General features: G+C 70.1%; 23 protein-coding genes and 1 tRNA gene. 16 read left to right on the forward strand and 8 right to left on the reverse strand.

What is annotated here, in order from left to right:
- A partial coding sequence (locus GWK61_RS60980; protein WP_194915380.1) for an RNA repair domain-containing protein occupies window positions 1-81 on the reverse strand: 81 nt, incomplete at its 3' end.
- Between the two features lie 6 nt (window positions 82-87).
- Window positions 88-1,815 carry an RNA ligase family protein gene (locus tag GWK61_RS31630; RefSeq protein ID WP_194915381.1) on the reverse strand — a complete coding sequence of 576 codons (1,728 nt, stop codon included), beginning with the start codon at window positions 1,813-1,815 and terminating at the stop codon, window positions 88-90.
- A gap of 220 nt (window positions 1,816-2,035) precedes the next feature.
- Here GWK61_RS31630 and GWK61_RS31635 point away from each other — a divergent pair, with 220 nt between their 5' ends.
- The 5 genes from GWK61_RS31635 to GWK61_RS31655 all read left to right on the forward strand — a co-directional run bounded on the left by GWK61_RS31635 (window position 2,036) and on the right by GWK61_RS31655 (window position 6,463).
- Window positions 2,036-3,232 carry an MFS transporter gene (locus GWK61_RS31635; protein WP_228563252.1) on the forward strand — a complete coding sequence of 399 codons (1,197 nt, stop codon included), beginning with the start codon at window positions 2,036-2,038 and terminating at the stop codon, window positions 3,230-3,232.
- A gap of 171 nt (window positions 3,233-3,403) precedes the next feature.
- Window positions 3,404-4,255, forward strand: a complete 852-nt coding sequence (locus GWK61_RS31640) for an SDR family NAD(P)-dependent oxidoreductase (protein ID WP_194915356.1) — start codon at window positions 3,404-3,406, stop codon at window positions 4,253-4,255.
- A gap of 71 nt (window positions 4,256-4,326) precedes the next feature.
- Window positions 4,327-5,553 carry a radical SAM family heme chaperone HemW gene (gene hemW / locus GWK61_RS31645; RefSeq protein WP_194915357.1) on the forward strand — a complete coding sequence of 409 codons (1,227 nt, stop codon included), beginning with the start codon at window positions 4,327-4,329 and terminating at the stop codon, window positions 5,551-5,553.
- Window positions 5,554-5,565: 12 nt separating this feature from the next.
- On the forward strand, window positions 5,566-6,216 hold the full coding sequence (locus GWK61_RS31650; RefSeq protein ID WP_194915358.1) for an MOSC domain-containing protein: 651 nt from the start codon (window positions 5,566-5,568) through the stop codon (window positions 6,214-6,216).
- A gap of 49 nt (window positions 6,217-6,265) precedes the next feature.
- Window positions 6,266-6,463, forward strand: a complete 198-nt coding sequence (locus GWK61_RS31655) for a hypothetical protein (protein ID WP_194915359.1) — start codon at window positions 6,266-6,268, stop codon at window positions 6,461-6,463.
- Between the two features lie 11 nt (window positions 6,464-6,474).
- Here GWK61_RS31655 and GWK61_RS31660 read toward each other — a convergent pair whose 3' ends face one another.
- Together GWK61_RS31660 and GWK61_RS31665 are read right to left on the reverse strand one after the other, a co-directional pair.
- On the reverse strand, window positions 6,475-7,320 hold the full coding sequence (locus GWK61_RS31660; protein ID WP_194915360.1) for a DUF3097 domain-containing protein: 846 nt from the start codon (window positions 7,318-7,320) through the stop codon (window positions 6,475-6,477).
- Between the two features lie 10 nt (window positions 7,321-7,330).
- Window positions 7,331-8,182, reverse strand: coding sequence for an MBL fold metallo-hydrolase (locus GWK61_RS31665; protein ID WP_194915361.1), 852 nt, complete (start codon window positions 8,180-8,182; stop codon window positions 7,331-7,333).
- 280 nt (window positions 8,183-8,462) lie between these two features.
- Here GWK61_RS31665 and hrcA point away from each other — a divergent pair, with 280 nt between their 5' ends.
- From hrcA to GWK61_RS31685, 4 genes are all read left to right on the forward strand, one after another.
- Window positions 8,463-9,494, forward strand: a complete 1,032-nt coding sequence (gene hrcA / locus GWK61_RS31670) for a heat-inducible transcriptional repressor HrcA (protein WP_194915362.1) — start codon at window positions 8,463-8,465, stop codon at window positions 9,492-9,494.
- A 123-nt stretch (window positions 9,495-9,617) separates the two neighbouring features.
- On the forward strand, window positions 9,618-10,739 hold the full coding sequence (dnaJ, locus tag GWK61_RS31675; RefSeq protein WP_194915363.1) for a molecular chaperone DnaJ: 1,122 nt from the start codon (window positions 9,618-9,620) through the stop codon (window positions 10,737-10,739).
- 64 nt (window positions 10,740-10,803) lie between these two features.
- On the forward strand, window positions 10,804-11,547 hold the full coding sequence (locus tag GWK61_RS31680) for a 16S rRNA (uracil(1498)-N(3))-methyltransferase (RefSeq protein WP_194915364.1): 744 nt from the start codon (window positions 10,804-10,806) through the stop codon (window positions 11,545-11,547).
- Window positions 11,548-11,663: 116 nt separating this feature from the next.
- Window positions 11,664-11,987 (forward strand): hypothetical protein, encoded by a 324-nt coding sequence (locus GWK61_RS31685; protein WP_194915365.1) that lies wholly within the window; start codon window positions 11,664-11,666, stop codon window positions 11,985-11,987.
- A gap of 54 nt (window positions 11,988-12,041) precedes the next feature.
- Here the strand turns inward: GWK61_RS31685 and GWK61_RS31690 are convergent, their stop codons facing one another.
- Both GWK61_RS31690 and GWK61_RS31695 read right to left on the reverse strand, forming a co-directional pair.
- A complete protein-coding gene (locus tag GWK61_RS31690; RefSeq protein WP_194915366.1) occupies window positions 12,042-12,533 on the reverse strand; it encodes a GNAT family N-acetyltransferase in 492 nt (163 codons plus the stop codon).
- On the reverse strand, window positions 12,530-14,020 hold the full coding sequence (locus GWK61_RS31695; RefSeq protein ID WP_194915367.1) for a N,N-dimethylformamidase beta subunit family domain-containing protein: 1,491 nt from the start codon (window positions 14,018-14,020) through the stop codon (window positions 12,530-12,532). Before GWK61_RS31695 ends, GWK61_RS31690 begins: the two co-directional genes overlap by 4 nt.
- Window positions 14,021-14,077: 57 nt before the next feature.
- Between GWK61_RS31695 and GWK61_RS31700 the strand changes: the two genes are divergently transcribed.
- Both GWK61_RS31700 and GWK61_RS31705 read left to right on the forward strand, forming a co-directional pair.
- A complete protein-coding gene (locus tag GWK61_RS31700) occupies window positions 14,078-14,440 on the forward strand; it encodes an HIT domain-containing protein (protein ID WP_194915368.1) in 363 nt (120 codons plus the stop codon).
- Window positions 14,441-14,460: 20 nt separating this feature from the next.
- On the forward strand, window positions 14,461-14,922 hold the full coding sequence (locus tag GWK61_RS31705) for a hypothetical protein (protein ID WP_194915369.1): 462 nt from the start codon (window positions 14,461-14,463) through the stop codon (window positions 14,920-14,922).
- Window positions 14,923-15,045: 123 nt separating this feature from the next.
- Here the strand turns inward: GWK61_RS31705 and GWK61_RS31710 are convergent, their stop codons facing one another.
- Together GWK61_RS31710 and GWK61_RS31715 are read right to left on the reverse strand one after the other, a co-directional pair.
- Entirely contained in the window at window positions 15,046-16,470 is a 1,425-nt protein-coding gene (locus tag GWK61_RS31710; RefSeq protein WP_194915370.1) for an adenylosuccinate synthetase, read from the reverse strand.
- A gap of 44 nt (window positions 16,471-16,514) precedes the next feature.
- Window positions 16,515-17,654, reverse strand: a complete 1,140-nt coding sequence (locus GWK61_RS31715; RefSeq protein ID WP_194915371.1) for a hypothetical protein — start codon at window positions 17,652-17,654, stop codon at window positions 16,515-16,517.
- A gap of 187 nt (window positions 17,655-17,841) precedes the next feature.
- Here GWK61_RS31715 and GWK61_RS31720 point away from each other — a divergent pair, with 187 nt between their 5' ends.
- The 5 genes from GWK61_RS31720 (at window position 17,842) to GWK61_RS31740 (ending at window position 21,396) form a co-directional block, all read left to right on the forward strand.
- Complete coding sequence (locus tag GWK61_RS31720; protein WP_228563255.1) at window positions 17,842-19,011, forward strand: PhoH family protein; 1,170 nt, start codon at window positions 17,842-17,844, stop codon at window positions 19,009-19,011.
- A 4-nt stretch (window positions 19,012-19,015) separates the two neighbouring features.
- Window positions 19,016-19,495, forward strand: a complete 480-nt coding sequence (gene ybeY / locus GWK61_RS31725) for an rRNA maturation RNase YbeY (protein ID WP_194915372.1) — start codon at window positions 19,016-19,018, stop codon at window positions 19,493-19,495.
- A 49-nt stretch (window positions 19,496-19,544) separates the two neighbouring features.
- Window positions 19,545-20,822 carry a hemolysin family protein gene (locus tag GWK61_RS31730; RefSeq protein WP_194915373.1) on the forward strand — a complete coding sequence of 426 codons (1,278 nt, stop codon included), beginning with the start codon at window positions 19,545-19,547 and terminating at the stop codon, window positions 20,820-20,822.
- Window positions 20,823-20,905: 83 nt separating this feature from the next.
- Window positions 20,906-20,978, forward strand: a tRNA-Gly gene (locus tag GWK61_RS31735).
- Window positions 20,979-21,066: 88 nt separating this feature from the next.
- Window positions 21,067-21,396: a cytidine deaminase-like protein gene (locus GWK61_RS31740; RefSeq protein WP_194915374.1), complete on the forward strand. Its 330-nt coding sequence runs from the start codon at window positions 21,067-21,069 to the stop codon at window positions 21,394-21,396.
- The last annotated feature ends 2 nt before the right edge of the window (window positions 21,397-21,398 follow it).

Consider the following 21,398-nt stretch of genomic DNA (forward strand, 5'->3'; position numbering starts at 1 on the left):
CTCCACCCCCACCACGAACCGTGACGCGTCGAACCGAGCGTCCCACCGCACCCGGTGGTAGATCTCCTGACTGGTCCGCATCCCCGCTCACCCCTCCCACACCGAGGGGCCGAGGACGTCGAACGCACTGTCCTCTCCCACCGTGTCGACATAGACCGCACGATGCGCCTCGCCGGGATACGGCGGGTCGAAGCGCCGCACCTGAGCGGCCAGCACCTTCGCCGGCACAGAATGCGCACGCCCCGCGTTCCGCTTCTCCAGCACCGGGCCCGGCGCCAGATGCACCACGTACTCCGTCAGAGCATTGCGGCGGCGCGCGACGCCACCCACCAAGCTCCGCTGCTGCCGAGTCAGAGAAGTCGCGTCCCAGACCACATCCGTCCCCTGCGACAGCGCCTCGTCGAGCAACCGCAGCCCCTCCGTCAGCACCTCTTGGTTCGCCGACTGGTCAGACCGCGACCCACGCTTCGTGCGCAGATCGTCAAGGCTGACGAGCACCGTGTTCTCGCGACCGGCGAGCGCTGTCGCCGTAGAGCTCTTTCCGCTGCCGGATACCCCGACCATATGGAGCACCTTGGGGAACTCGCCGTCCCGCCATCTCCATGTCGCCGCCACCGCCTCTTCAGGCGACGCGAGGCGCCCCTCCGCGAAGAGCTGACGCGCCTCGCCCCAGCAGCGATCAGCGGCGCGCGCAGAAAGCTCGGCGAAGGCTTCGCGGCACGCTATACGTAGCCCCTCTATAGGGGATTCCGGCAAGAGCCCTGAGTCCTCGGCGAACAAGACCGACCACGCGACGTTCTCCGAAGCCGCCTTGTCCGCAGCTGTAGCGGCGGCGACAGCGTGAAGCACCGCCAAGTCCGTACCGAACGACATCCGCGCGAGTCCTGCCCGGCGGTGTTCGTCGTCGAAGGACATATGCAGGCGCGGAGCGAGCCCGACGACATCAGCGATGCGTCGCACGGTCGGCATCTCCAGAGACTCTGCGAGGCTCGCCATAAGCATTGCGCGCGGTTCGCGATGCGCCAGTGAGGCGACGGTGCCGACCAGGCGCGCGTTCCCGTGACAACCTGCGGAGTCGAGACGGGCATAGGCATCGGCCAGCACGTTGTCCTTCTTAGGAGCCCTTATGGAGAGCGCCGCAGAAAGCTCCTCGGCGTCGACATCCACGCCACTCCGTACAGCCCAGAACGGAGCCTGAGTCCCGAGCCTGTTCGGCACCACCTCAGCGTGCATCCAGTGCGTATCTGTCTGCACATGCGACGGCCGAACCCACTTGGCGACCCGCTCCGCGAACTCCGTATAGGAGAACTCCTCCGCAGCCCGTATTACGTACCCCTCCTGCCGGCTCAGATCCAGCTGCAGGTGCTTCTGAATGGCCTTCTCGTCGAAGATTCCAGCCCACAGGACGCGCGGTGTCGGGATCCCCAACCCCTGCAAAAAGCTCACTGTGGACGACCAGTCGAGACACCTCTCGCCGTCCCACACGGAGAACCCGTAGAAGTACCCATCCAGAGCGTCATAAGGGATCGAATGCGCAGCGAACAGGTTCTCCCCGCAGATCCGCCATCCCTCGGGTATCTGCGCGGCGACCCGACTGTGTAACGCCTTCACCCACGTGCGCGACGGATGGTGCGCGGAGTCCAGAGACCGTGCGTGCAACCCGTCCCGGTAGAGGGTGGTGTTCTCTCCGTCCATCTTCTCGGTGACGATGACGTGGCGGCCCACCAGCCCTGTCAGATCCCGGGCACGCACATCGTCCGCCGTGGCGCCAGGCGACCAGGGCAGATGGGGAGTGCGGGGATAGTGGACTCGCATTCCGCCACTGTAGGGACCTCTTCCGCGCGCCTCTACGGAATAACGACCCACACGTTCGGCGCCGTCCCGCCGCTGGATGACGAAGTCTGCCGCCCGCACCTGTAATGGTCTTTCCGGGCTATGGGGTGTGACGGTAGGGTCGGGGCGTCAAGGCGTTGGGGAGATCGCCGCTGGGGAGGGTGTTTTGCGTTTGCTGCCAACGGATCGCGTCCAGAGAACCATGGCCGTGGCCACGTTCGTCAACACGATCGGCAACGGCATGTACATGACCGTCATGGTCATGTACTTCACGCGCTCGGTCGGCCTGCCGGCCTCGCAGGTCGGCCTGGGGCTGACCGTCGCGGGCCTGTTCGGCCTCTTCGCGGGCGTCCCGGTCGGGCACCTCGCGGACCGGCGCGGGCCACGCGAGGTGAGCGTCCTGCTCGGGGTGCTGTCCGGGCTGGTGATGGTGGCGTTCACCATGGTCCACGGGTTCTGGCAGTTTCTCGGGGTGGCAGTCGTCGAGAACCTGGTCGCCTCCAGCAACCGGGCCGCGCGCGGGGCGATGATCGCGCGGTTCGGGGGCGAGGAGAAGGCGGTGTTCCGGGCGTATCTGCGCTCGGTCACCAACGTCGGGATCGCGCTGGGCGGCGTGGCCGGCGGGCTCGGCCTGGTCTTCGACACGCGCGCCTGGTACGTCGGGCTGATCGGGTTCAACGCCGTGACGTACCTGGTGTCCTCGGCGATCGCGCTGCGGGTGCCGCGCATGGACCCGCTGCCGGTGCCGCCGGGGGCCAACCGGTGGATCGCCTTGGGGGACCGGCGGTTCCTGGCCTGCGCGGCGCTGATCGGCGTGATGAGCATGCAGTTCGAGGTGCTGCTGTTCGCGGCGCCGCTGTGGATCGCCAAGCTGGGGCACGCGCCGCGCTGGACCGTCGGCGCGGTCCTGGTGATCAACACGGTGCTGGTCGCGGGGTTGCAGGTGCGCATGAGCCGGGGCGTGGACTCGGTCGCCAAGGGGGTGCGGGCGACGGTGCGGTCCGGGTGGATCTTCGCCGGGGCCGCGGTGCTGTTCGGGTCGATCGGGTGGGTGCCGGCGTGGGCGGCGGTGGTGCTGCTCCTGATAGCCGCCGCGGTGCACTCGATCGGCGAGATCGTGCAGCAGGCCGGGGTGTTCGAGCTCGGGTACGAGCTGGCCGCCGAGCACGCGCAGGGCCAGTACCAGGGCCTGCTCGGGATGATCACGGGAGCCGCGATGTCGCTGGCGCCCGGGATCTACTCGCTGGCCTGCGTGGACTGGGCGCCGGCCGGGTGGTTCGCGGTCGGGGCGGTGTTCGCGGCCGCCGGGTGCGCGATGCCGCTGGCGGTGCGGATCCGGCCGCCGGCGTTGCTGGCCGCCGCCGAGGAGCCGGGCCAGGTCGCGGTGGCCACCGCCTAGCGCGGTTGATCCCGCGCGGCCGAACCGGCGCGTTCGATCCAGCACCGTCGATCCAGCACGGTTGATCCGGCACGGTCGAGCGGGCGGGCGCCGTCTGCTTGCGGACGGCCCGCCGGTCCGGTGCGATGATGCCCAGACCACACCTCGCAGCAGGAGACGGTAGGAGTCTGTATGACCGCGTCGAAGACCGTCCTGATCACCGGCACCTCCTCCGGCATCGGCCTGGCCGCGGCGGTGGGCGCCGCGCGCGCCGGCTGGGACGTCGTGGCCACGATGCGCGACCCCGGCAAGGCCGGCCACCTGCTGGCCGAGGCCGGCGCGGTCGGCGTCGGGGGCCGGATCCACGTCGAGCACCTGGACGTCACCGACGCGGCCGGCATCCAGTCGACGGTGGCCCGCGCCGCCGCCGCGCACGACGGCCTGGACGCCGTCGTGAACAACGCCGGGGCCGGTGTGGTCGGGACCGTCGAGGTCGCCGGCATGGACCCGGTCCGGGCCGCCATGGAGGTCAACTACTTCGGCGTGGTCGAGGTGACCCGCGCGACGATGCCGCACCTGCGGGAGTCCAAGGGCCGCCTGGTCACGGTCACCAGCGTCGGCGGCGTGGTCGGGCAGCCGTTCAACGAGGCGTACTGCGCCGCGAAGTTCGCCGTCGAGGGCTTCATGGAGGCGCTGGCGTCGGTCGCCGCGACGGTCGGGGTGCGGGTGAGCGTGGTCGAGCCCGGCGCGGTGGCCAGCGAGTTCGTCGCCAGCCAGCGCCTGGACGTGCCCACGCTCGTCGCCGCGGCCGGTCCGTACGGACCCGCGCTCCAGGCCTACATCGACCGCGCACGCCAGTCCTTCGGCAACGCGCAGAGCGCCGAGGAGGCCGCCGCGACGATCGTCGACGTGCTGCAGGCCGAGGAGCCGCCGTTCCGCGTCCAGACCTCGGAATGGGCCCGCGGATTCGTCGGGAGCAAGCTGGCCGACGTCGACGGCTCCGCGGTGCAGGCGACGATGGCGCAGTGGGTCGGGTCGGCTTGACCGGTTCGGCCGTGCAGACCGTGATGGCGCGGTGGGTCGGCCGGGCCTGATAGGTAAGGGACAATAAAGGCATGCCAGGTGTCCCTCTCGACGGTGAACCCGTCCCCACCGACGGATCGCTGCCGCCGCAGGCCCTCGCCGAGCCCGACCTGTCCCGCACGCCCCTCGCGTTCTACATCCACGTCCCGTACTGCGCGACCCGCTGCGGCTACTGCGACTTCAACACCTACACCGCCTCCGAGCTCGGCGGCGGCGCCTCCCAGGCCACCTACGGCGCCACCGCGATCGAGGAGATCCGCCTGGCGCGCAAGGTGCTCGGCGCCGCGGACCTGCCGGTGCAGACGGTGTTCTTCGGCGGCGGAACGCCGACCATGCTCCCGGCCGCCGACCTCGTCGCGCTGCTCGGCGCGGTCCGAGACGAGTTCGGGCTGGCCCCGGACGCCGAGATCACCACCGAGGCCAACCCCGAGTCGGTGGATCCGGCGTACCTGGCGGAGCTGCGCGCCGGCGGGTTCAATCGGATCTCGTTCGGCATGCAGAGCGCCCGCGAGCACGTGTTGCAGATCCTGGACCGCCGGCACACCCCCGGACGTCCCGAGGCGTGCGTCCGCGAGGCGCGCGCGGCCGGGTTCGAGCACGTCAACCTCGACCTGATCTACGGCACGCCCGGCGAGAGCGACGACGACTGGCGCGCGTCCCTGGACGCCGCGATCGGCGCCGCCCCCGACCACGTCTCGGCGTACTCGCTGATCGTCGAGGACGGCACCCGCCTGGCGGCCCGCGTGAAGCGCGGCGAGCTGCCGATGATCGACGACGACGTCCACGCCGACCGCTACCTGATCGCCGACCAGACCCTGGCCGCCGCCGGATACGGCTGGTACGAGGTCTCCAACTGGGCCGCCACGCCGCAGGGCCGCTCGCGCCACAACCTGCTCTACTGGACCGGCGCCAACTGGTGGGGCGTCGGCCCCGGCGCGCACAGCCACGTCGGCGGCACGCGCTGGTGGAACGTCAAGCATCCGAGCGCCTATTCGCAGCGGATCGCCGCCGGCCACTCCCCGGCGCACGCCCGCGAAGTGCTGGACGCCGAGGACCGCCGCGTCGAGCGGATCCTGTTGGAACTGCGGCTGGACTCCGGCTGCGATATCAGCATCCTCAATCCCGCCGGACGCAAGGCCGCGATCGGTGCGGCGGCTGAGGGGCTGCTCGATCGGCAGTCACTGGCCGAGGGGTTTGCAGTCCTTACCCTCAAGGGAAGACTGCTGGCAGACGCGGTTGTCCGGGATCTCGTCGACTGAGAGGATGGCGCCATGACCGCTGCGCGCCTGATTTCCGTCAACGTCGGGCAGCCCCGCGATGTGGAGCTGAACGGCGAGATCAAGCAGACCGCCATCTTCAAGGACCCGGTCGCCGGCCGGGTGAAGGTCGTCGACCACCACGTCGACGGCGACCGGCAGGCCGACCAGGTGAACCACGCGGGCGTGCACAAGGCGGTCTACGCCTACGCCCGCGAAGACCTCGACTTCTGGGCCGCCGAGCTCGGCCGCGAGATCGAGGACGGATTCGTCGGCGAGAACCTCACCATCACCGGCTACGACGTCAGCCACGCCGTGGTCGGCGAGCACTGGCGGGTCGGCGGCGTCGAGTTCGAGGTGGCGCAGCCGCGGATCCCGTGCTGGAAGCTCGGCGTCCGGGCCGGGGACAAGAGCATGACCCGACGGTTCGAGCTGGCCCTGCGGCCCGGCGCGTATCTGCGGGTGGTCGCCGAGGGCGACGTCGGAGCCGGCGACACCGTCGAGGTGCTGTCCCGGCCCGAGCACGGCTTCACCGTCGCCGACGCCTCCCGGATCTTCCACCGCGACCGCGCCGAGGCCGCGCGGCTGCTGGAGGTCGATGAACTCGCGCCGCCGCTGAAGCTGTGGGCGCGCAAGCGGCTCGGGCTCGAAGAAGAAGGCGGCTGAGAAGGCCGAAAGGCATGCGGTGCAAGGGGGATCCCTGTCAGGAGGAACTATGCATCGGATTTCTGGGGCCGCCGGGGCGCTGACGGCTGTGGCCGCTATCAGTACGCTGACCGCGGCCGACTCCGGGGCGAGGACCGGGACGGAGACCGGCGCCGAGCACCCCGTTCGCTCCTGCTCCGCGCTGACGGCCGAGATCGTGCCGCTGCATGGCGCCGCGGCCACCGGCTCCTACGCCGCGCCCCACTGATCCGTGGGCTACTACACCCCGGTCACGAAGTCGATCAGCTCCTCGACCCGCCCCAGCAACTCGGGCTCCAGGTCCCGGAAATCGCGCACCGAGCGCAGGATCCGCTTCCACGCCGCCGGGGTGTCCACCGGCCACCCCAGGGCTTCGCAGACCCCTTCCTTCCACGGCCGGCCGCGCGGGACCCGGGGCCAGGCCTCGATGCCCAGCGCGGAGGGCTTGACCGCCTCCCAGACGTCGACATACGGGTGGCCGACCACCAGCAGGTACTCGGCGTGCGGGGAACGCATCGCCGCGTCGACGATGCGTGCCTCCTTCGTGCCGGGCACCAGGTGGTCGACCAGCACGCCCAGACGCGCGTCCGGGCCCGGGCGGAAGCCGTCCACGATCGCCGCCAGGTCGTCCACACCCTCCAGGTACTCCACTACGACGCCCTCGACCCGCAGATCGTCGCCCCAGACCTTCTCGACCAGCTCGGCGTCGTGCCGGCCCTCGACATAGATCCGGCCGGCGCGCGCCACGCGGGCCCGTGCGCCCGGGACCGCGATGGAGCCCGAGGCCGTCCGCTGCGGCGTGGCAGGGCCCTGGGAGGCCCGCGGAGCCACCAGGGTCACCGGACGGCCGTCGATCCAGAATCCGGGCCCCAGCGGGAAGACACGGTGCTTCCCGAGGCGGTCCTCCAGCGTGACCGTCGGGCCGCCGGGGGTCTTCTCGATGCGGATCACCGCGCCGCAGAAGCCGGTCTCGACGTCCTCGACCACCAGATCGCGGACCGCCTCCACCTCCGTGGAGACCGGACGGCGCCGGGCGTGGGTCAGGTCGCCGGAATACTGCTTGCTGCGGAAGTCGGGCTCTGGCACGCCTGCCAGCCTACAAAAGCTCGCCGGCGAGCTGGGCGTAGCCGCGCTTGACCGCGTTGTCGAACCACGACGCGTCTTCGTACGGCCACGAGCCGACCTCGACCGCACGCTCGACCGGGACGCCGTCCGCGTGCAGGTTCTTGATCTGCTGAGCTACAGACGTGACGAATTCCTGTTGCCCCTGAAGGAATCCCCGATCGGCGGGGTCGCCGTGCCCTGAGACGTAGGTGGTGTCCTGCGTGGTCAGTGCCGCCAGCACGGTCAGCGTCTCCGGCCAGTCGAGCGGGAACGAGTCCTTGCCGAACGCCACCGGCCCGGACTGCTCGACCAGGTCCCCGCTGATCGCGACCGCGGCGTCCGGCAGCCAGACCACGAGATCGTTGTCGGTGTGCCCGCGGCCGACGTGCCGCAGTTCGGCGACCCGGCCGCCGAGATCGAGGACGTGCTCGCGCGCGACGAGGTGGTCCGGCTTGCGCACCACCAGCTCGTCCAGCTTGGGCTGCCACTCCGGGCCGCCCTCGCGCAGGATGTAGTCGCGCAGTTCCAGGAACTCCGGGTCTTCGGGGTCGAAGTCCGGCATGTTCTCGTGGCCCCAGAAGTCCGCCGGCGGGATCTGGTGCGGCGCGTCGAAGGCCGCGTTGCCCCACATGTGGTCGAAATGCGTGTGCGTGTTGACCACCCAGCGCACCGGCAGCGGTGTGAGCTTCGTCAACTCCGCGCGCAGTTCCCGGCCCTCCTGCACGCTGCACCGGGTGTCGGCGACCAGGACGCCGTCGCCGCCGAGCACGGCGGTCACGGTGATGTTCACGGGCTCGAAGCGGCGGGTGAAGACGGCCTCGGCGGTCTCGGTCCAGGCACTCATGTCCCGATCCTGTCAGCCCCTGTCGGTTCCAGTCGGATCACAGCGCGTCTGCGCGGCGGCGGAGCGGGTACAGATCAGCGGGCGGCCGATCGGCGGCCGTCCGGCGCCCGGCCGCGTCCCGCGTCCTGACCGGCGGCTTCGACCTGGGCCGCAGCTGACAAGGCACAGGGGGAAGGACCATTCCCGGCTACACGCCGTTACACTGAAAGGAATGCCTTGGCACTCCACCTCGGTGAGTGCCAGGGAAGGGAGAGCCGGGCCGGGAGATGCGGAGGCGGGTGTGACGACCGAGAGCAGGCTCGACGAGCGCAAGCTCGACGTGCTCCGCGCCATCGTGCAGGACTACGTCGCCACCAGGGAGCCGGTCGGTTCCAAGGCCCTGGTCGAGCGGCACAACATCGGCGTGTCGCCGGCCACGATACGCAACGAGATGGCCGCCCTGGAGGACGAGGGCTACATCCACCAGCCGCACACCAGCGCCGGCCGGGTGCCCACCGACAAGGGCTACCGGCTGTTCGTGGACCGGCTCTCGCAGGTCAAGCCGTTGTCCGGGGCCGAGAAGCGGGCCATCCACTCCTTTCTGGACGGCGCGGTCGACCTCGACGACGTGGTGGCCCGCACCGTGCGGCTGCTGGCCCAGATAACGCAGCAGGTCGCGGTGGTCCAGTACCCCTCGCTGAGCCGCTCGGCGGTCCGGCACGTGGAGCTGGTGCCGCTGACCCCGTCCCGGATCATGCTGGTGCTGATCACCGACACCGGCCGGGTCGAGCAGCGGATCGTGGACTGCGGCGGCGCGGTGCCCGAGGCCACCCTGGCCGACGTGCGGGCCCGGCTGAACGCCGAGGTCGGCGCGCGGCGCCTGAACGACGTCCCGACGCTGTTGGACGGATTCGCCGAGCGCTTCGCCGCCGAGGACCGCACCTGGATCGGGGTGCTGATCGCGACGCTGCTGGACGCCGTCGTCGAGCAGCGCGAGGAGCGGCTTGTCATGGCCGGTACCGCCAACCTGGCTCGTTTCCGCCATGATTTCCCCGACACGGTCTACCCGGTTCTGGAGGCGTTGGAGGAACAAGTGGTGCTGCTGCGCTTGTTCGGCGAGGCGCAGTCCGGACTCACCGTGCGGATCGGACACGAGAACGCGCACGAAGGTCTAGTCGGCACGTCCGTCGTGGCCACGGGATACGGTCGGGGGGAGAAGGAAGTGGTCGCCCACCTCGGCGTGCTCGGGCCCACCCGGATGGATTACCCCGGCATGATGGGCGCGGTCACCGCCGTAGCCGCCTATGTGGGGCGCATACTGGCTGAGACCTAACCTTGAATCTGACGCTGCGGCGCGCGGCGCCTCGATGAGGGGTGGAGGTCGCGTGACGGGTGGGGCCACGTAGCGTGTAATGGATGCAAGTTTTTCTGGGCGGAGTCTAGCGAGGGCATGTCGGTGTCGACTGATTACTACGGCGTCTTGGGTGTGCGGCGAGACGCCACGCAGGACGAGATCAAGAAGGCGTACCGGCGCCTGGCCCGTGAACTGCATCCGGACGTCAACCCGGATCCCGGGACGCAGGAACGGTTCAAAGAGATAGGCATGGCGTACGAGGTCCTCTCGGACCCGCAGAAGCGCCAGATGTACGACCTCGGCGGCGACCCCCGAGGTGCCGGCGGTGCCGCGGGCGGCTTCGCGGGCTTCGGGTTCACCGACATCATGGACGCCTTCTTCGGCGGCCAGACCTCGCGCGGGCCGCGCTCGCGGGTCCGCAAGGGCAACGACGCGCTGATCCGGATCGAGATCGAGCTCGCCGACGCCGCCTTCGGCTCGGCGCGCGAGATCAGCGTGGACACCGCGGTGATCTGCGTCGCCTGCTCCGGCGAGGGCTCGGCCCCCGGGACCCACCCGGTCACCTGCGACATGTGCAACGGCCGCGGCGAGGTCTCGCAGGTCACGCGCTCGTTCCTGGGCCAGGTCATGACCTCCCGGCCGTGCCCGCAGTGCCAGGGCTTCGGCACGGTGGTCCCCTCGCCGTGCCCGGAGTGCAGCGGCGAGGGCCGGGTCCGCACCCGGCGCAAGCTGACCGTGAAGATCCCGCCGGGCGTGGACAACGGCACCCGGATCCAGCTGGCCGGCGAGGGCGAGGTCGGCCCCGGCGGCGGTCCGGCCGGCGACCTGTTCATCGAGATCGTCGAGCTGCCGCACCCGATATTCCAGCGCCGCGGCGACGACCTGCACTGCACCGTGACGCTGCCGATGACGGCCGCCTCGCTGGGCACCAAGCTGCCGCTGGAGACCCTGGACGGCCCGGCCGAGATCGACGTCCGCCCGGGCACCCAGTCCGGGCACGCGATCACCCTGCGCGGCCGCGGCATCCAGCACCTGCGCGGCACCGGCCGCGGCGACCTCATCGTGCACGTCGAGGTGAAGACGCCGTCGAAGCTGGACGCCGAGCAGGAGGAGCTGCTGCGCCGGCTGGCCAAGCTGCGCGGCGAGGAGCGTCCCTCCGGGGAGTTCGCGCCGGGCCAGCAGAAGCTGTTCTCGCGGCTGCGGGACGCCTTCAACGCCCGTTGACTGCCGCACGCAGGACGGTACGCAGCGAGCACGACATAAGGCACGAAGGACACAAGGGAACCACGTGAGCACCGCACCGGTCTTCTTCTGGCAGGACACTGAGACGACCGGCCGCGGTGCTCGCGTCCGCCTGGACGGCCCCGAGGGACGCCACGCGGCCCTCGTCCGCCGGCTGACGGCGGGGGAGCGCGTGGACCTCGCCGGCGGCGAGGGCACGGTCGCCGAGTGCGTGGTGGCGGTGGCGCACAAGGACTGGCTGGAGCTGGACGTCCGGGAACTGGTGCGCACGCCCGCCCCGACGCCGCGGATCACCGTCGTCCAGGCGCTGCCCAAGGGCGACCGCGGCGAGACCGCGGTGGAGACGATGACGGAGATCGGCGTCGACGCGGTGGTGCCGTGGGCGGCGAGCCGCTCCATCGTGCAGTGGAAGGGCGAGCGCGGCGAGAAGGCGCTGAACAAGTGGCGCTCGACGGCGCGCGAGGCAGCGAAGCAGTCGCGGCGCGCGTGGTGGCCGACGGTGTCGGCGCTGCACTCGACCGCCGAGGTGGCCAAGCTGCTCGCGGACGCCGATCAGGCGCTGGTGCTGCATGAGGATGCTGAGACGCCCCTGGCCGGTCTGGACGTGGTCGGCGAGGGGTCGGTGGTGCTGGTGATCGGACCCGAGGGGTCGATCTCGCGGCAGGAACTGGCCGCCTTCGAAGCGGCCGGCGCGCAGGCTTACAAGATGGGTCCCACGGTGTTGCGCACGTCTACCGCCGGGACTGCTGCGGCGACAGTGGTGCTGGCGAAGTCGGGACGCTGGGGGTAGGGCGCGGACCGTCCTCCGGATGGCGCATTGAGCAGCCCCGCGGGAACCGCTAGGGGATCGACTGGAATGGCTCGAACATTCTGGCGTACCACGAGCGCGCCGTGAGAGGAGCAGCCATGTCCGTGTTCTTGACGCTCAGGATCCCTGGGAACGCGCAGGCGATGGAGCAGTACGCGAAGGACAACCACGATCGGCTGAACGGCGTCGTCGAGGCGGCGAAGCGCCACGGCCTCATCGCGCACCGCTTCTACGGCTCCGAGGACGGATCCAGCATGATGGTGCTCGACGAGTGGCCCGACCGGCAGAGCTTCGAGGCCTTCTTCACCGAGCAGGAGGCTGAGATCCGGCCGATGATGGAGGCCGTCCACGCGACGGGGCAGCCGGAACCGGCGTTCTGGCAGGAACTCAAGACCGACGACGCTTACGGGTGGGGCGCCTGATCCTGATCCGGCGGCCGTGAAGCCGAGCCCTCGCGCGTCGCGCTGCGCCGCCGGCTACAGCCCCAGCCGCATGTGCAGGTTGGTCACTCCGTAGCCGAGGCTCTTGTAGAGCTGGAAGGCACGCTCGTTGGTTCCGTGCACGTTCAGAGCGACGGTTTTCGCGCCGAGCGCTCGTGACGCGGCGGCTGCGGCCACCATGATCGCTCGGCCGTAGCCGCCGCCTTGGAACTCGTCCTCGACGTAGATGTCGTAGATGAAGGCCTCTATGCCGATGCCGGCCGTCCGCATGGCGATCCAGAGCGCGCCGACCCGCTGCCCGGTGTCCGGGTCGCGGGCGATCCACAGGTGCTGGCAGGGCGTCGCGGGGCCTAAGGGCAGCAGGCCCTCCATGACGTCCCAGGCCTGTTTCTGCGCCGTCTCAATGGCCCAGTGGCCCTCGTCGACTTGGGCCGTCGCGTAGCTGGACATGGCCTTCGCGCGCCACGGCTGGTATTCGTCCGGCGTCATCGGGTCCAGGCGTACGTTCCTGGTGGGTTTCGTCGTCATGAAGACCTCCTCAGCGTGTGCTTCACCTTGCGGCCCACGCGCTTCACCACCGGTTTCGCCTTCGCGGACACCGCCGACGGGCTGGCCTCACGCTTCATGACCGCGGTGAGTGCCGCGCGGCGGCGTGACGACCGGGAGGCCAGACCGTCCCCGGCCGCGATGCGCGCCAGCAGCGCGGCGGTCGCGGCCTCGATCCGCGCGTCGGCGAAGCCCTCGCGGCCCAGCGCCATCGGCCAGAAGAAGGTTCCGGCGTCGAAGACCCAGGCGCCGCTGGCCTTGCGGTGCAACACCGTCTGCTGCTCGCGGGTGCCGTCGGCACCGTCGGTGTAGGGGGAGCGGGCCAGGACGGTGAACTCCGTTGAGTCAGCTTCCTGATACTTCTCGTGGACCGCGTCCGCCTCGCCGCCGACCAAGCCCGGGAAGGTGTCGCCGTCGCTCACGCCGGCCGCCTGCCAGAACCAGTGGTCGGCGTTCGTGACCACGAGCGGGGCGTCGCCCTTGACGAGGCTGACGTACTGCGCTCCCAGCAGTTCCTGCTCGGGCAGCTTCAGGTCGCGCCACATGACGGTCTGGCCCGGCCGCTTGGTCTTGACCGGATCCTGGCGCGACTTGAAGCAGGTGATCGTCGAGCCCTCGTAGCGGATGTGCCAGTAGACGTTGTTCGCCTGCAGGAACACCGCCGAGACGCCCGAATCCAGCGCCTTCACCAGCGACTTGCGCATCCCGGCCGACCAGTACTCGTCGTGCCCGGCGAAGATCAGGCCCTTGTAGTTCAGCGGATCGACGCGGCCCTCGTTGAGGTCGGCGCTCGACGCGTACTCCATGTCATAGCTCTGACGCTCGGCCCACACGATGAAGTCGTGGACCCGCTCGGCCTCGCGCGGCATGCCGGTCAGCTCGTAGGGCCGCTGGAAGGAGACCGAGGACGCGCGCAGCTTGCTGCTCTGCTCGCCGTTCTCGTCGAACCCGTAGTAGAGGTTCTTCCCGCGGGCGTTGTCGAAGGGGTACATGTTGTACGCCTGGTAGCAGGCGAAGGGGACGACCACCAGCCAGCTCGCGCGGCGCCGCAGATCGCGGACGACGAAGGGCACGTAGTTGGCGCCGTCCCCGGCACGCAGCACCGCGAGGTACGCTCCCGACTTCCAGTCCGCCGGCACGGTGAGCCGCCAGGCCGCCTCCCACAGGCAGACGACCATCCCGGTGTCCGGATCCGTCACCGGCTCGGGCTGCGGCACCACGGCGACCGGCTCGCTGCTGCCGAGCAGCGCCGAGCGGTGGTCCTTGTACGCGCCGACGCGGTAGATCTCGACGGTGACGTCCCGCGGCTCGGCCACATCGAGGTGGAAGTCGATGGACTCTCCCGGAGCCACGGCGGTGGCCGAGGCGAAGCCCTTGACGGCGGCCTGGGCGTCGTCGCCCAGCTCCGGGACGTCGGGGGAGGTACCGATCGCGGCCGCGGTCGGGGCGAAACCGTCGAGGAGGCGCATGGTGCCGTAGCCTATCGCCGGGAAAGCCCCGACCGACGGGCGCCCGAGGAGGACACGATGGCCGACGGCCGACCGCAACCCGACTGTCTCTTCTGCAAGATCGTGGCCGGCGAGATCCCGGCGACGGTGGTCCGCGAGACGGAGACCACGTTCGCGTTCAAGGACATCAACCCGCAGGCTCCGGTCCACGACCTGGTCGTGCCGCGTGCGCACTACCGCAACGCGGTCGAGCTGGCGGCGAACGCACCGGAGCTGGCGGCCGCGCTGTTGGCCGAGGCCGCCGAGGTGGCCGAGGCCGAGGGGATCGCGGACGGCGGCTACCGCGTGGTGTTCAACACCGACGCGCACGCCGGGCAGACCGTGTTCCACGTTCACGCGCACGTGCTCGGCGGCGAGTTCTTGAGCACGTTCGGGAGCTGAGTCGCGCCGGTGTCGTGATCATGGGAATCGTTCCATGGAGTAAGATCACGAACACCAACGGTGACGACGAAGGGCTCGAAGTGAACCGGATCAGTCGAAGGTCGGCGGCCTGTTTCGCCGCCGTCTGCGCCGCAGCCGCAGCCACCGCGCTGATCGGTCCCGCGGCGCCCGCGGTGGCCAGCGACGGCAACTGCAACGGGTCGAACTGCCTCTGGCTCGACGGCTCGGGCCTGCACATCGACCAGATGAGCGGGTCCTCGTTGCTGATCAACGGCTTCTACGGGCACTTCCACTTCTGGGTGAAGGACTGGAGCTACAACACCTCCGACCAGCCGTGGCCGCAGGAGGCCGTCGCGAAGGTCACGCCGCCCGACCAGCAGTGGCCGGATCAGACCCTGGCCTGCGTCCAGGGCTGGCAGAAGATGAACGACGGCAGCTACAAGTCCCTCGGCGACCCCGCCTGCGTGACCCTGCACACCTGAGGCGCACAGCGCTGACAGCGCACGAGCCCGGATGCGTTGACGGCGTATTCGGGCTCGTGCTGTCGGTGCACTCGGGCCCGCGCTGCCAGCGCACCCCGGCCGCGCGCCCGCCCTGCACGCGCACTACTTCGCGCAGGGCAGCCGCGCGGCCTTCTCCCGCCAGGTCGGCCCCGAGGACACCAGGCCGACCGGCGTCCCCAGCGCCTCCCCGATCACGTCCGGCCAGTCGCGCTGGTCGCGCGGGCCGTCCTCGTACACCGGCGTACACGACGTCACCGTCTTGGTGAGCAGCCGCTGGTAGTCCAGGTCGGGCATCAGGCTCCGTGGCAGCTTCTCCATCGCGGGCACGTCCGCGGAGGCCTGGTAGGCCCGGCACAGGCGCCGGCCGTCCGCCCGGACGTCCGCGTGCGTGACCACCAACGCGTCGGCGCCGCCGCACACGTCGAGCGCGTAGCGATGCGCCACCGCGTCGAAGTGCCCGATCCGGAACGCCCCCTGCCACGTTCCGGCCTCGTTGTGCGGCTCCGGCAGCATCGGGGCCAGGGACGCGTCCTCGGAGACGAACGGTCCGGCGCCGTGCCGGGTGCTGTAGGTGCGGACCACGCCGAGGCGCACGGTGCTGTCGGGGCCCTGGCCGGACTCCTTCAGCAGCTCCTCGGCGTTGGCGAACGTGGTCGTCGACCACGTCGTGTGCGGGTGGAAGCCGTACCACTCGTCCAGCAGCACGCCCTGCGCGCCCTCGAAGACGCAGGGCCCGGATTCCAGGAGCGCGGCGAGATACCCGCCGCACTCCTCGTCCACGATCCGCACGCGCTGCGCGAACGCCTGGTAGACGTCCGCGCAGAACTCCGGGCCCGGCAGGTCCGCGGGCAGGTGCAGCCCGGACAGCTCCAGATCGGCGGCTATCCGGTCGCGCAGCGCCGTCAGCTTCCTGACCAGCGTGGCGCGGTCCCGGCAGTCCCCCACGCGCGGTGGCTTATCTGGCGAGACGGCCAGGGAGAAGGAGACCGTCTCGCCGATCCCCATGCCGCAGGTCCCGTGGCGGGTCGACCCGGGGGTGCGGTCCCGGGCAGACTCGCGCACGCGGTTCGCGGCACGGTGGTAAGGGGTGGTGATGAGCGCGCGGGAGTCCGCCGAGAGCAGGGCGAACGGGTTCGGGATGCCGAGCTCGGCCAGGTGCGCGGCCTCGGCGGCCAGCGCGAAGGGCTCGACGAGCATGAAGCGGGACAGGTGGGTCGGCACGCCGTGGAAGGTGCCGGCGCCGAACTGCGCGAAGGTGTGGTGGCGGCCGTCGGGGGTGACGACGTTGTGGCCGGCCTGCGCGCCGCCGTTGAAGCGGATGACGGCGCGGATCTGTGTTTGTCGGTGAAACCGTGATGCGCTGCGGCCGCCGGCGGATGCGGCCGGTCCGTCGGGTCCGGAGGGGTCGGCGTGCCAGGAGCGCTCGGCGTGCCCGGGGGAGCAGAGCCAGTCGACGGTCGAGCCTTTGCCGGCGTCGCCGTAGCCGAGGTCCACCACGATCGCGTGCTTCATACCGATCAAGTCCATTGCAGAGTGCTTTCTTACTCGCGTCTACCAGCGCCTACCAGTACCTACCAGCGGCTTTCGGGACGGTTGTCGTATCCGGAGTCGTAGGTGTAGTTGGCGCCCTGGGTCCGCAGGAACCTGACGGCCGAGTCCGCCGAAGCGTGGCGCCGGTCGTGGCGGTGGTTGCCGCGGTGCGCGTCCAGGTCGCCCAGCGCGCGCTCCACGGACTTGCCGGCGCGGGACCCGACGTTGCGCAGGTCGTTCAGGCCGGCGTCCAGGTCGATCCGGTCCTCGGCCAGGCCGATGGTCAGCGCGATGGTCTCGCAGACCGCGTCCAGGTCGTCGAGCTGGACGACGTTCTGCCCGAGCAGGGCTCGCCAGGCGCCGAGGACCTCGTCGTTGCCGACGTAGGAGGAGCCCTCGGGGAGGATGTAGTAGACGTCGAACTTGCGGGTCAGGTCGCGGACCACGTCCTCGATCGGGGCGGCCGACAGGCCGCCGCGGCCGGGGCGCTCGCCGGGCCACTCGCCGGGGCGGCCGCCGCCGCCGGAGCTGCGGCCGGCGCCATGGCCGCCGCTGATGCCGTGGCCGATGCCGTGGCCGAGGATCCGCGAGACGTGCTGCGGGTTGACGTTCGGGTAGGGCATCTCGTCGCCGATGATGAACAGGTAGCCGCGCTTGCCGCGCTTCTCGTGGCAGTCCAGCGAGGTGTGGTGGGCCATGAAGTACATCGCGAGCTCGTAGGACTCCCGCATCTGGCCCCCGCCGCCGCCCTCCAGGACGATCTCGCCGAGCTGCTCGTCCATGCGGTTGTCGGACTCGAACTGCCCGACCTGCAGGGGCACCCGGTCGGAGTAGGCGTCGCCGATCGCGCCGAACATGATCTGCGGGTGGTCGACGTAGCCCTTGCGCAGCAGCAGGCCGTGCAGGTCGGCGAGCTTGGTCTGGAGCACCCGGGGGACCCCGCCCATGGAGCCGGTGACGTCGAACAGGACCGAGATGGCCAGGGAGGCCGGGTGCTCGGCGCTGTCCCGGCTCTCGCGGACCGCCACGCCGTACGGCTCAAGGTCGGGGTGCGCGCGCCACTGGTTGCGCGGGGTGCTGCTGAGCACCCGGTCGTTGTAGTCGAAGGCGCTGCGGCCGTTCGCTCTGCGGTAGGCCTCCGCCGCCTCGTATGCGTTGTAGTCCCAGCGTCCGCTGCCCATCGCCATCGCCTTCTCAAAGTCGTCGCCCGTTATCGTCCATCTGACGATAACGGTTCGAGAGTAGCATAGCGTCAAGATGACGAAAAGGGGTGGCGGGCAAAATCTCCCGCCCTGGTCGCGGGGGTGCGGGCTAGCATGGAGGCATCACGAAGACAGGAGAGTGATCAAAGGCCGTACGGCCGTTCCTATGGCAGACAACACCGCACCGCGTTCGGGCAAGGGCCGCCAGTCCTCCGCCGCGGACCGCAACGGGAGGGCGGCCGGAACCGGCCGCGCGGGGGCGAACGGGGCGAACGCGTCCTCGGGGCCTTCCAAGCCCGTCTCCGGGACCCGCGCCACCCGTGCCGAAGAGGTCGCCCCGGGCGTCGTCCAGGCCAAGATCGAGATACCGTCCGGGCACCCCCTGGTCTCCGTCTTCGGGGCCGGCGACGGCCTGCTGAGGGTGATCGAGAAGGCCTTCCCCGGCGTCGACATCCACGCCCGCGGCAACCAGGTGACCATCGCCGGCAGCCAAGGCGAGGTGGGGCTCGTGGAGCGCCTCTTCGAGGAGATGCTCCTGATGCTCCGCACCGGCGCCCCGCTCACCGAGGACGGCGTCGAACGCTCGATCCAGATGCTCCGCAGCGGCGAGGCAGACGTCGACGGGCAACGCCCCGCCGAGGTGCTGACGCAGAACATCCTGAGCAACCGCGGCCGCACCATCCGACCCAAGACCCTCAACCAGAAGAACTACGTCGACGCCATCGACCGCAACACGATCGTGTTCGGCATCGGCCCGGCCGGTTCCGGCAAGACCTACCTGGCGATGGCCAAGGCGGTGCAGTCCCTGCAGAGCAAGCAGGTCAACCGCATCATCCTGACCCGCCCCGCGGTCGAGGCCGGGGAGAAGCTCGGCTTCCTGCCCGGAACGCTGTACGAGAAGATCGACCCGTACCTGCGGCCGTTGTATGACGCGCTGCACGACATGATCGATCCGGACGGTATTCCTCGATTGATGGCGGCTGGGGTCATTGAGGTGGCTCCGCTGGCATATATGCGTGGAAGAACGCTTAATGACGCATTCATCATCCTCGACGAGGCCCAGAACACCTCCCCCGAGCAGATGAAGATGTTCCTCACCCGCCTCGGCTTCGGTTCCAAGATCGTGGTCACCGGCGACGTCACGCAGGTCGACCTGCCCGGGGGTACTGAGTCCGGGCTGCGGGTCGTGCGCAATATCCTGGGCGATGTGGAGGACATCCATTTCGCCGAGCTGACCAGTGCCGATGTCGTGCGGCACCGGTTGGTGGGGGACATCGTCGACGCGTACGGGCGTTTTGACGCCCGTGGTGGGGACGCCAAGAGGAAGAGGCACTGACCCCATGTCGATCGACATCGCCAACGAGACCGACTACGGCACCGAGCAGGGTGTGGACGCCGAGGAACTGGTCGGGGTGGCCCGGTACGTGCTGGGTGAGATGGGCATCCATCCGATGGCCGAGCTGTCCATCCTGCTGGTCGACACCGCCGCGATGGAGCAGCTGCACATCCAGTGGATGGACGAGCCGGGCCCGACCGACGTGCTCTCCTTCCCGATGGACGAGCTGCGGCCGGCCCGGGCCGAGGACGACAACGAGCCGGTGCCCGGCCTGCTCGGGGACGTCGTGCTGTGTCCGGAGGTGGCCGAGAAGCAGGCGAAGGACGCCGGCCACTCCACCGCCGAGGAGCTGCGGCTGCTCACCACGCACGGGATCTTGCACCTGCTCGGCTACGACCATGCCGAGCCCGAGGAGGAGGCCGAGATGTTCGGCCTCCAAAAACAGCTGCTCCGAGGATGGAAGGCCAGGTCAGACGCTCGATGAGCGGTCATAGACATCGGCAGGGCACTCGTTCGGTCGCCGGGGGCGCCGCATGAGTGTCCTGCTCTTCTGGGAGATCGTCGCCGTCGTGGTCCTGGTCGCGGTGGCGGGGTTCTCCGCCTGCGCGGACGCCGCGCTGTCCCGCGTGTCACGGGTGCGGGCCGCGGAGCTGGTCGAGGAGGGCGTGCCGCGCGCGGCGCGCCTCAAGCAGCTGGTCGACGACCCGGCCCGGGTCCTGAACCTGGTCCTCTTACTGCGCGTGGCCTGCGAGATCGCGGCGACGGTGCTGGTCACCGTGCTGTTCATGCGCCGGATCGACGACGCCTGGGGTGCCGGGTTCGCCGCGATCGGCGTGATGATCGCGGTCTCCTACATCTTCATCGGCGTGATGCCGCGCACCATCGGCCGCCAGCACTCGGTGCGGGTGGCCCTGCGCTTCGCCGGCCCGCTGGCGCTGCTCACCTCGGTCCTGGGGCCGCTGGCGCAGCTGCTGATCGTCATCGGCAACGCGGTCACGCCGGGCCGCGGCTTCCGCGAGGGCCCGTTCGCCTCCGAGGCCGAGCTGCGGGCGCTGGTCGACCTGGCCGAGGCGAACAGCGTCATCGAGGACCAGGAGCGCCGCATGGTGCACTCGGTCTTCGAGCTCGGCGACACGCTGGTGCGCGAGGTGATGGTGCCGCGCACCGACATGGTCTTCATCGAGCGCCACAAGACCCTGCGGCAGGCGCTGTCGCTGGCGCTGCGCAGCGGCTTCTCCCGCATCCCGGTGGTCGGCGAGAACGCCGACGACGTGGTCGGCATCGTGTATCTCAAGGACCTGGTGCGCCGCATCCACGAGCACCCCAGCGGGGAGACCACCGAGCTGGTGGAGTCCGCGATGCGGGTCCCGGTCTGCATCCCGGACAGCAAGCCCGCCGACGAGCTGCTGCGGGACATGCAGGCCGGGCACATCCACCTGGCCGTGGTGATCGACGAGTACGGCGGCACCGCCGGCCTGGTCACCATCGAGGACATCCTGGAGGAGATCGTCGGGGAGATCGCCGACGAGTACGACGTGGAGCGGCCCTCGGTGGAACGCTTGTCCCCGGACGCGGCGCGGGTCACCGCGCGCCTCGGCGTGGACGAGCTCGGCGACCTGTTCGGCGTGGACCTGGAGGACGACGACGTGGAGACCGTCGGCGGCCTGATGGCCAAGCGCCTGGGCCGCGTCCCGATCCCCGGCGCGCAGATCGAGGTGGAGGGGCTGCGCCTGACCGCGGAGTCCCCGGAGGGCCGGCGCCGGCGCATCGGCACGGTGTTGGTGAAGCGCGTTCCGCAGGACGACGCCTGACACGTCCCGGTAACCAGGTGGCAAACCCACCCCGCACATGGGCTATAGTTTTCCTCGTCGCCGGGGAAACCCGGCAGGCGAATGCGGATGTGGCTCAGCTGGTAGAGCATCACCTTGCCAAGGTGAGGGTCGCGAGTTCGAATCTCGTCATCCGCTCAGTGAAGAAGGTTCGGCGAAGAAGGCTCTGGAGTCTGTGTTCATTCACAATCTCCAGAGCCTTCTTCGTTTTCGATAGCGTTATCCCATGACCGACACTCAGCTGGACCCCGAGAACGCCAAGCTCCACATCCTCGCCAAGGCCCAGCGGGCCCGCAACGGCGCGGCCGAGGGCGCGGCGGTCCGTGACGAAACCGGCCGCACCTACGTGGCGACCACCGTCGAACTGCCGGCGCTGAAGCTGTCCGCGCTGCAGACCGCGGTCGCGATGGCGGTCGTCGGCGGGGCGACGGTGCTGGAGGCCGCCGTGCTGGTCAGCGAGGAGAAGAAGTTCCGGCAGGAGGACCTGGACGTGGTCGCCGATCTCAAGGGTTCCGGCACCGCGCCGCGGCTGTTCCTGGCCGATCCGAAGCGCTGATC

Source organism: Catenulispora rubra (assembly GCF_015356825.1).
Lineage (GTDB): Bacteria > Actinomycetota > Actinomycetes > Streptomycetales > Catenulisporaceae > Catenulispora > Catenulispora rubra.

Coding starts and splice junctions, on each gene's coding strand:
- GWK61_RS31630 (WP_194915381.1), bottom strand. CDS start 1,815: ATGCGAGTCCACTATCCCCGCACTCCCCATCTGCCCTGGTCGCCTGGC.
- GWK61_RS31635 (WP_228563252.1), top strand. CDS start 2,036: ATGGCCGTGGCCACGTTCGTCAACACGATCGGCAACGGCATGTACATG.
- GWK61_RS31640 (WP_194915356.1), top strand. CDS start 3,404: ATGACCGCGTCGAAGACCGTCCTGATCACCGGCACCTCCTCCGGCATC.
- hemW (WP_194915357.1), top strand. CDS start 4,327: ATGCCAGGTGTCCCTCTCGACGGTGAACCCGTCCCCACCGACGGATCG.
- GWK61_RS31650 (WP_194915358.1), top strand. CDS start 5,566: ATGACCGCTGCGCGCCTGATTTCCGTCAACGTCGGGCAGCCCCGCGAT.
- GWK61_RS31655 (WP_194915359.1), top strand. CDS start 6,266: ATGCATCGGATTTCTGGGGCCGCCGGGGCGCTGACGGCTGTGGCCGCT.
- GWK61_RS31665 (WP_194915361.1), bottom strand. CDS start 8,182: ATGAGTGCCTGGACCGAGACCGCCGAGGCCGTCTTCACCCGCCGCTTC.
- GWK61_RS31685 (WP_194915365.1), top strand. CDS start 11,664: ATGTCCGTGTTCTTGACGCTCAGGATCCCTGGGAACGCGCAGGCGATG.
- GWK61_RS31690 (WP_194915366.1), bottom strand. CDS start 12,533: ATGACGACGAAACCCACCAGGAACGTACGCCTGGACCCGATGACGCCG.
- GWK61_RS31695 (WP_194915367.1), bottom strand. CDS start 14,020: ATGCGCCTCCTCGACGGTTTCGCCCCGACCGCGGCCGCGATCGGTACC.
- GWK61_RS31700 (WP_194915368.1), top strand. CDS start 14,078: ATGGCCGACGGCCGACCGCAACCCGACTGTCTCTTCTGCAAGATCGTG.
- GWK61_RS31705 (WP_194915369.1), top strand. CDS start 14,461: ATGGGAATCGTTCCATGGAGTAAGATCACGAACACCAACGGTGACGAC.
- GWK61_RS31710 (WP_194915370.1), bottom strand. CDS start 16,470: ATGGACTTGATCGGTATGAAGCACGCGATCGTGGTGGACCTCGGCTAC.
- GWK61_RS31715 (WP_194915371.1), bottom strand. CDS start 17,654: ATGGGCAGCGGACGCTGGGACTACAACGCATACGAGGCGGCGGAGGCC.
- GWK61_RS31720 (WP_228563255.1), top strand. CDS start 17,842: ATGGCAGACAACACCGCACCGCGTTCGGGCAAGGGCCGCCAGTCCTCC.
- ybeY (WP_194915372.1), top strand. CDS start 19,016: ATGTCGATCGACATCGCCAACGAGACCGACTACGGCACCGAGCAGGGT.
- GWK61_RS31730 (WP_194915373.1), top strand. CDS start 19,545: ATGAGTGTCCTGCTCTTCTGGGAGATCGTCGCCGTCGTGGTCCTGGTC.
- GWK61_RS31740 (WP_194915374.1), top strand. CDS start 21,067: ATGACCGACACTCAGCTGGACCCCGAGAACGCCAAGCTCCACATCCTC.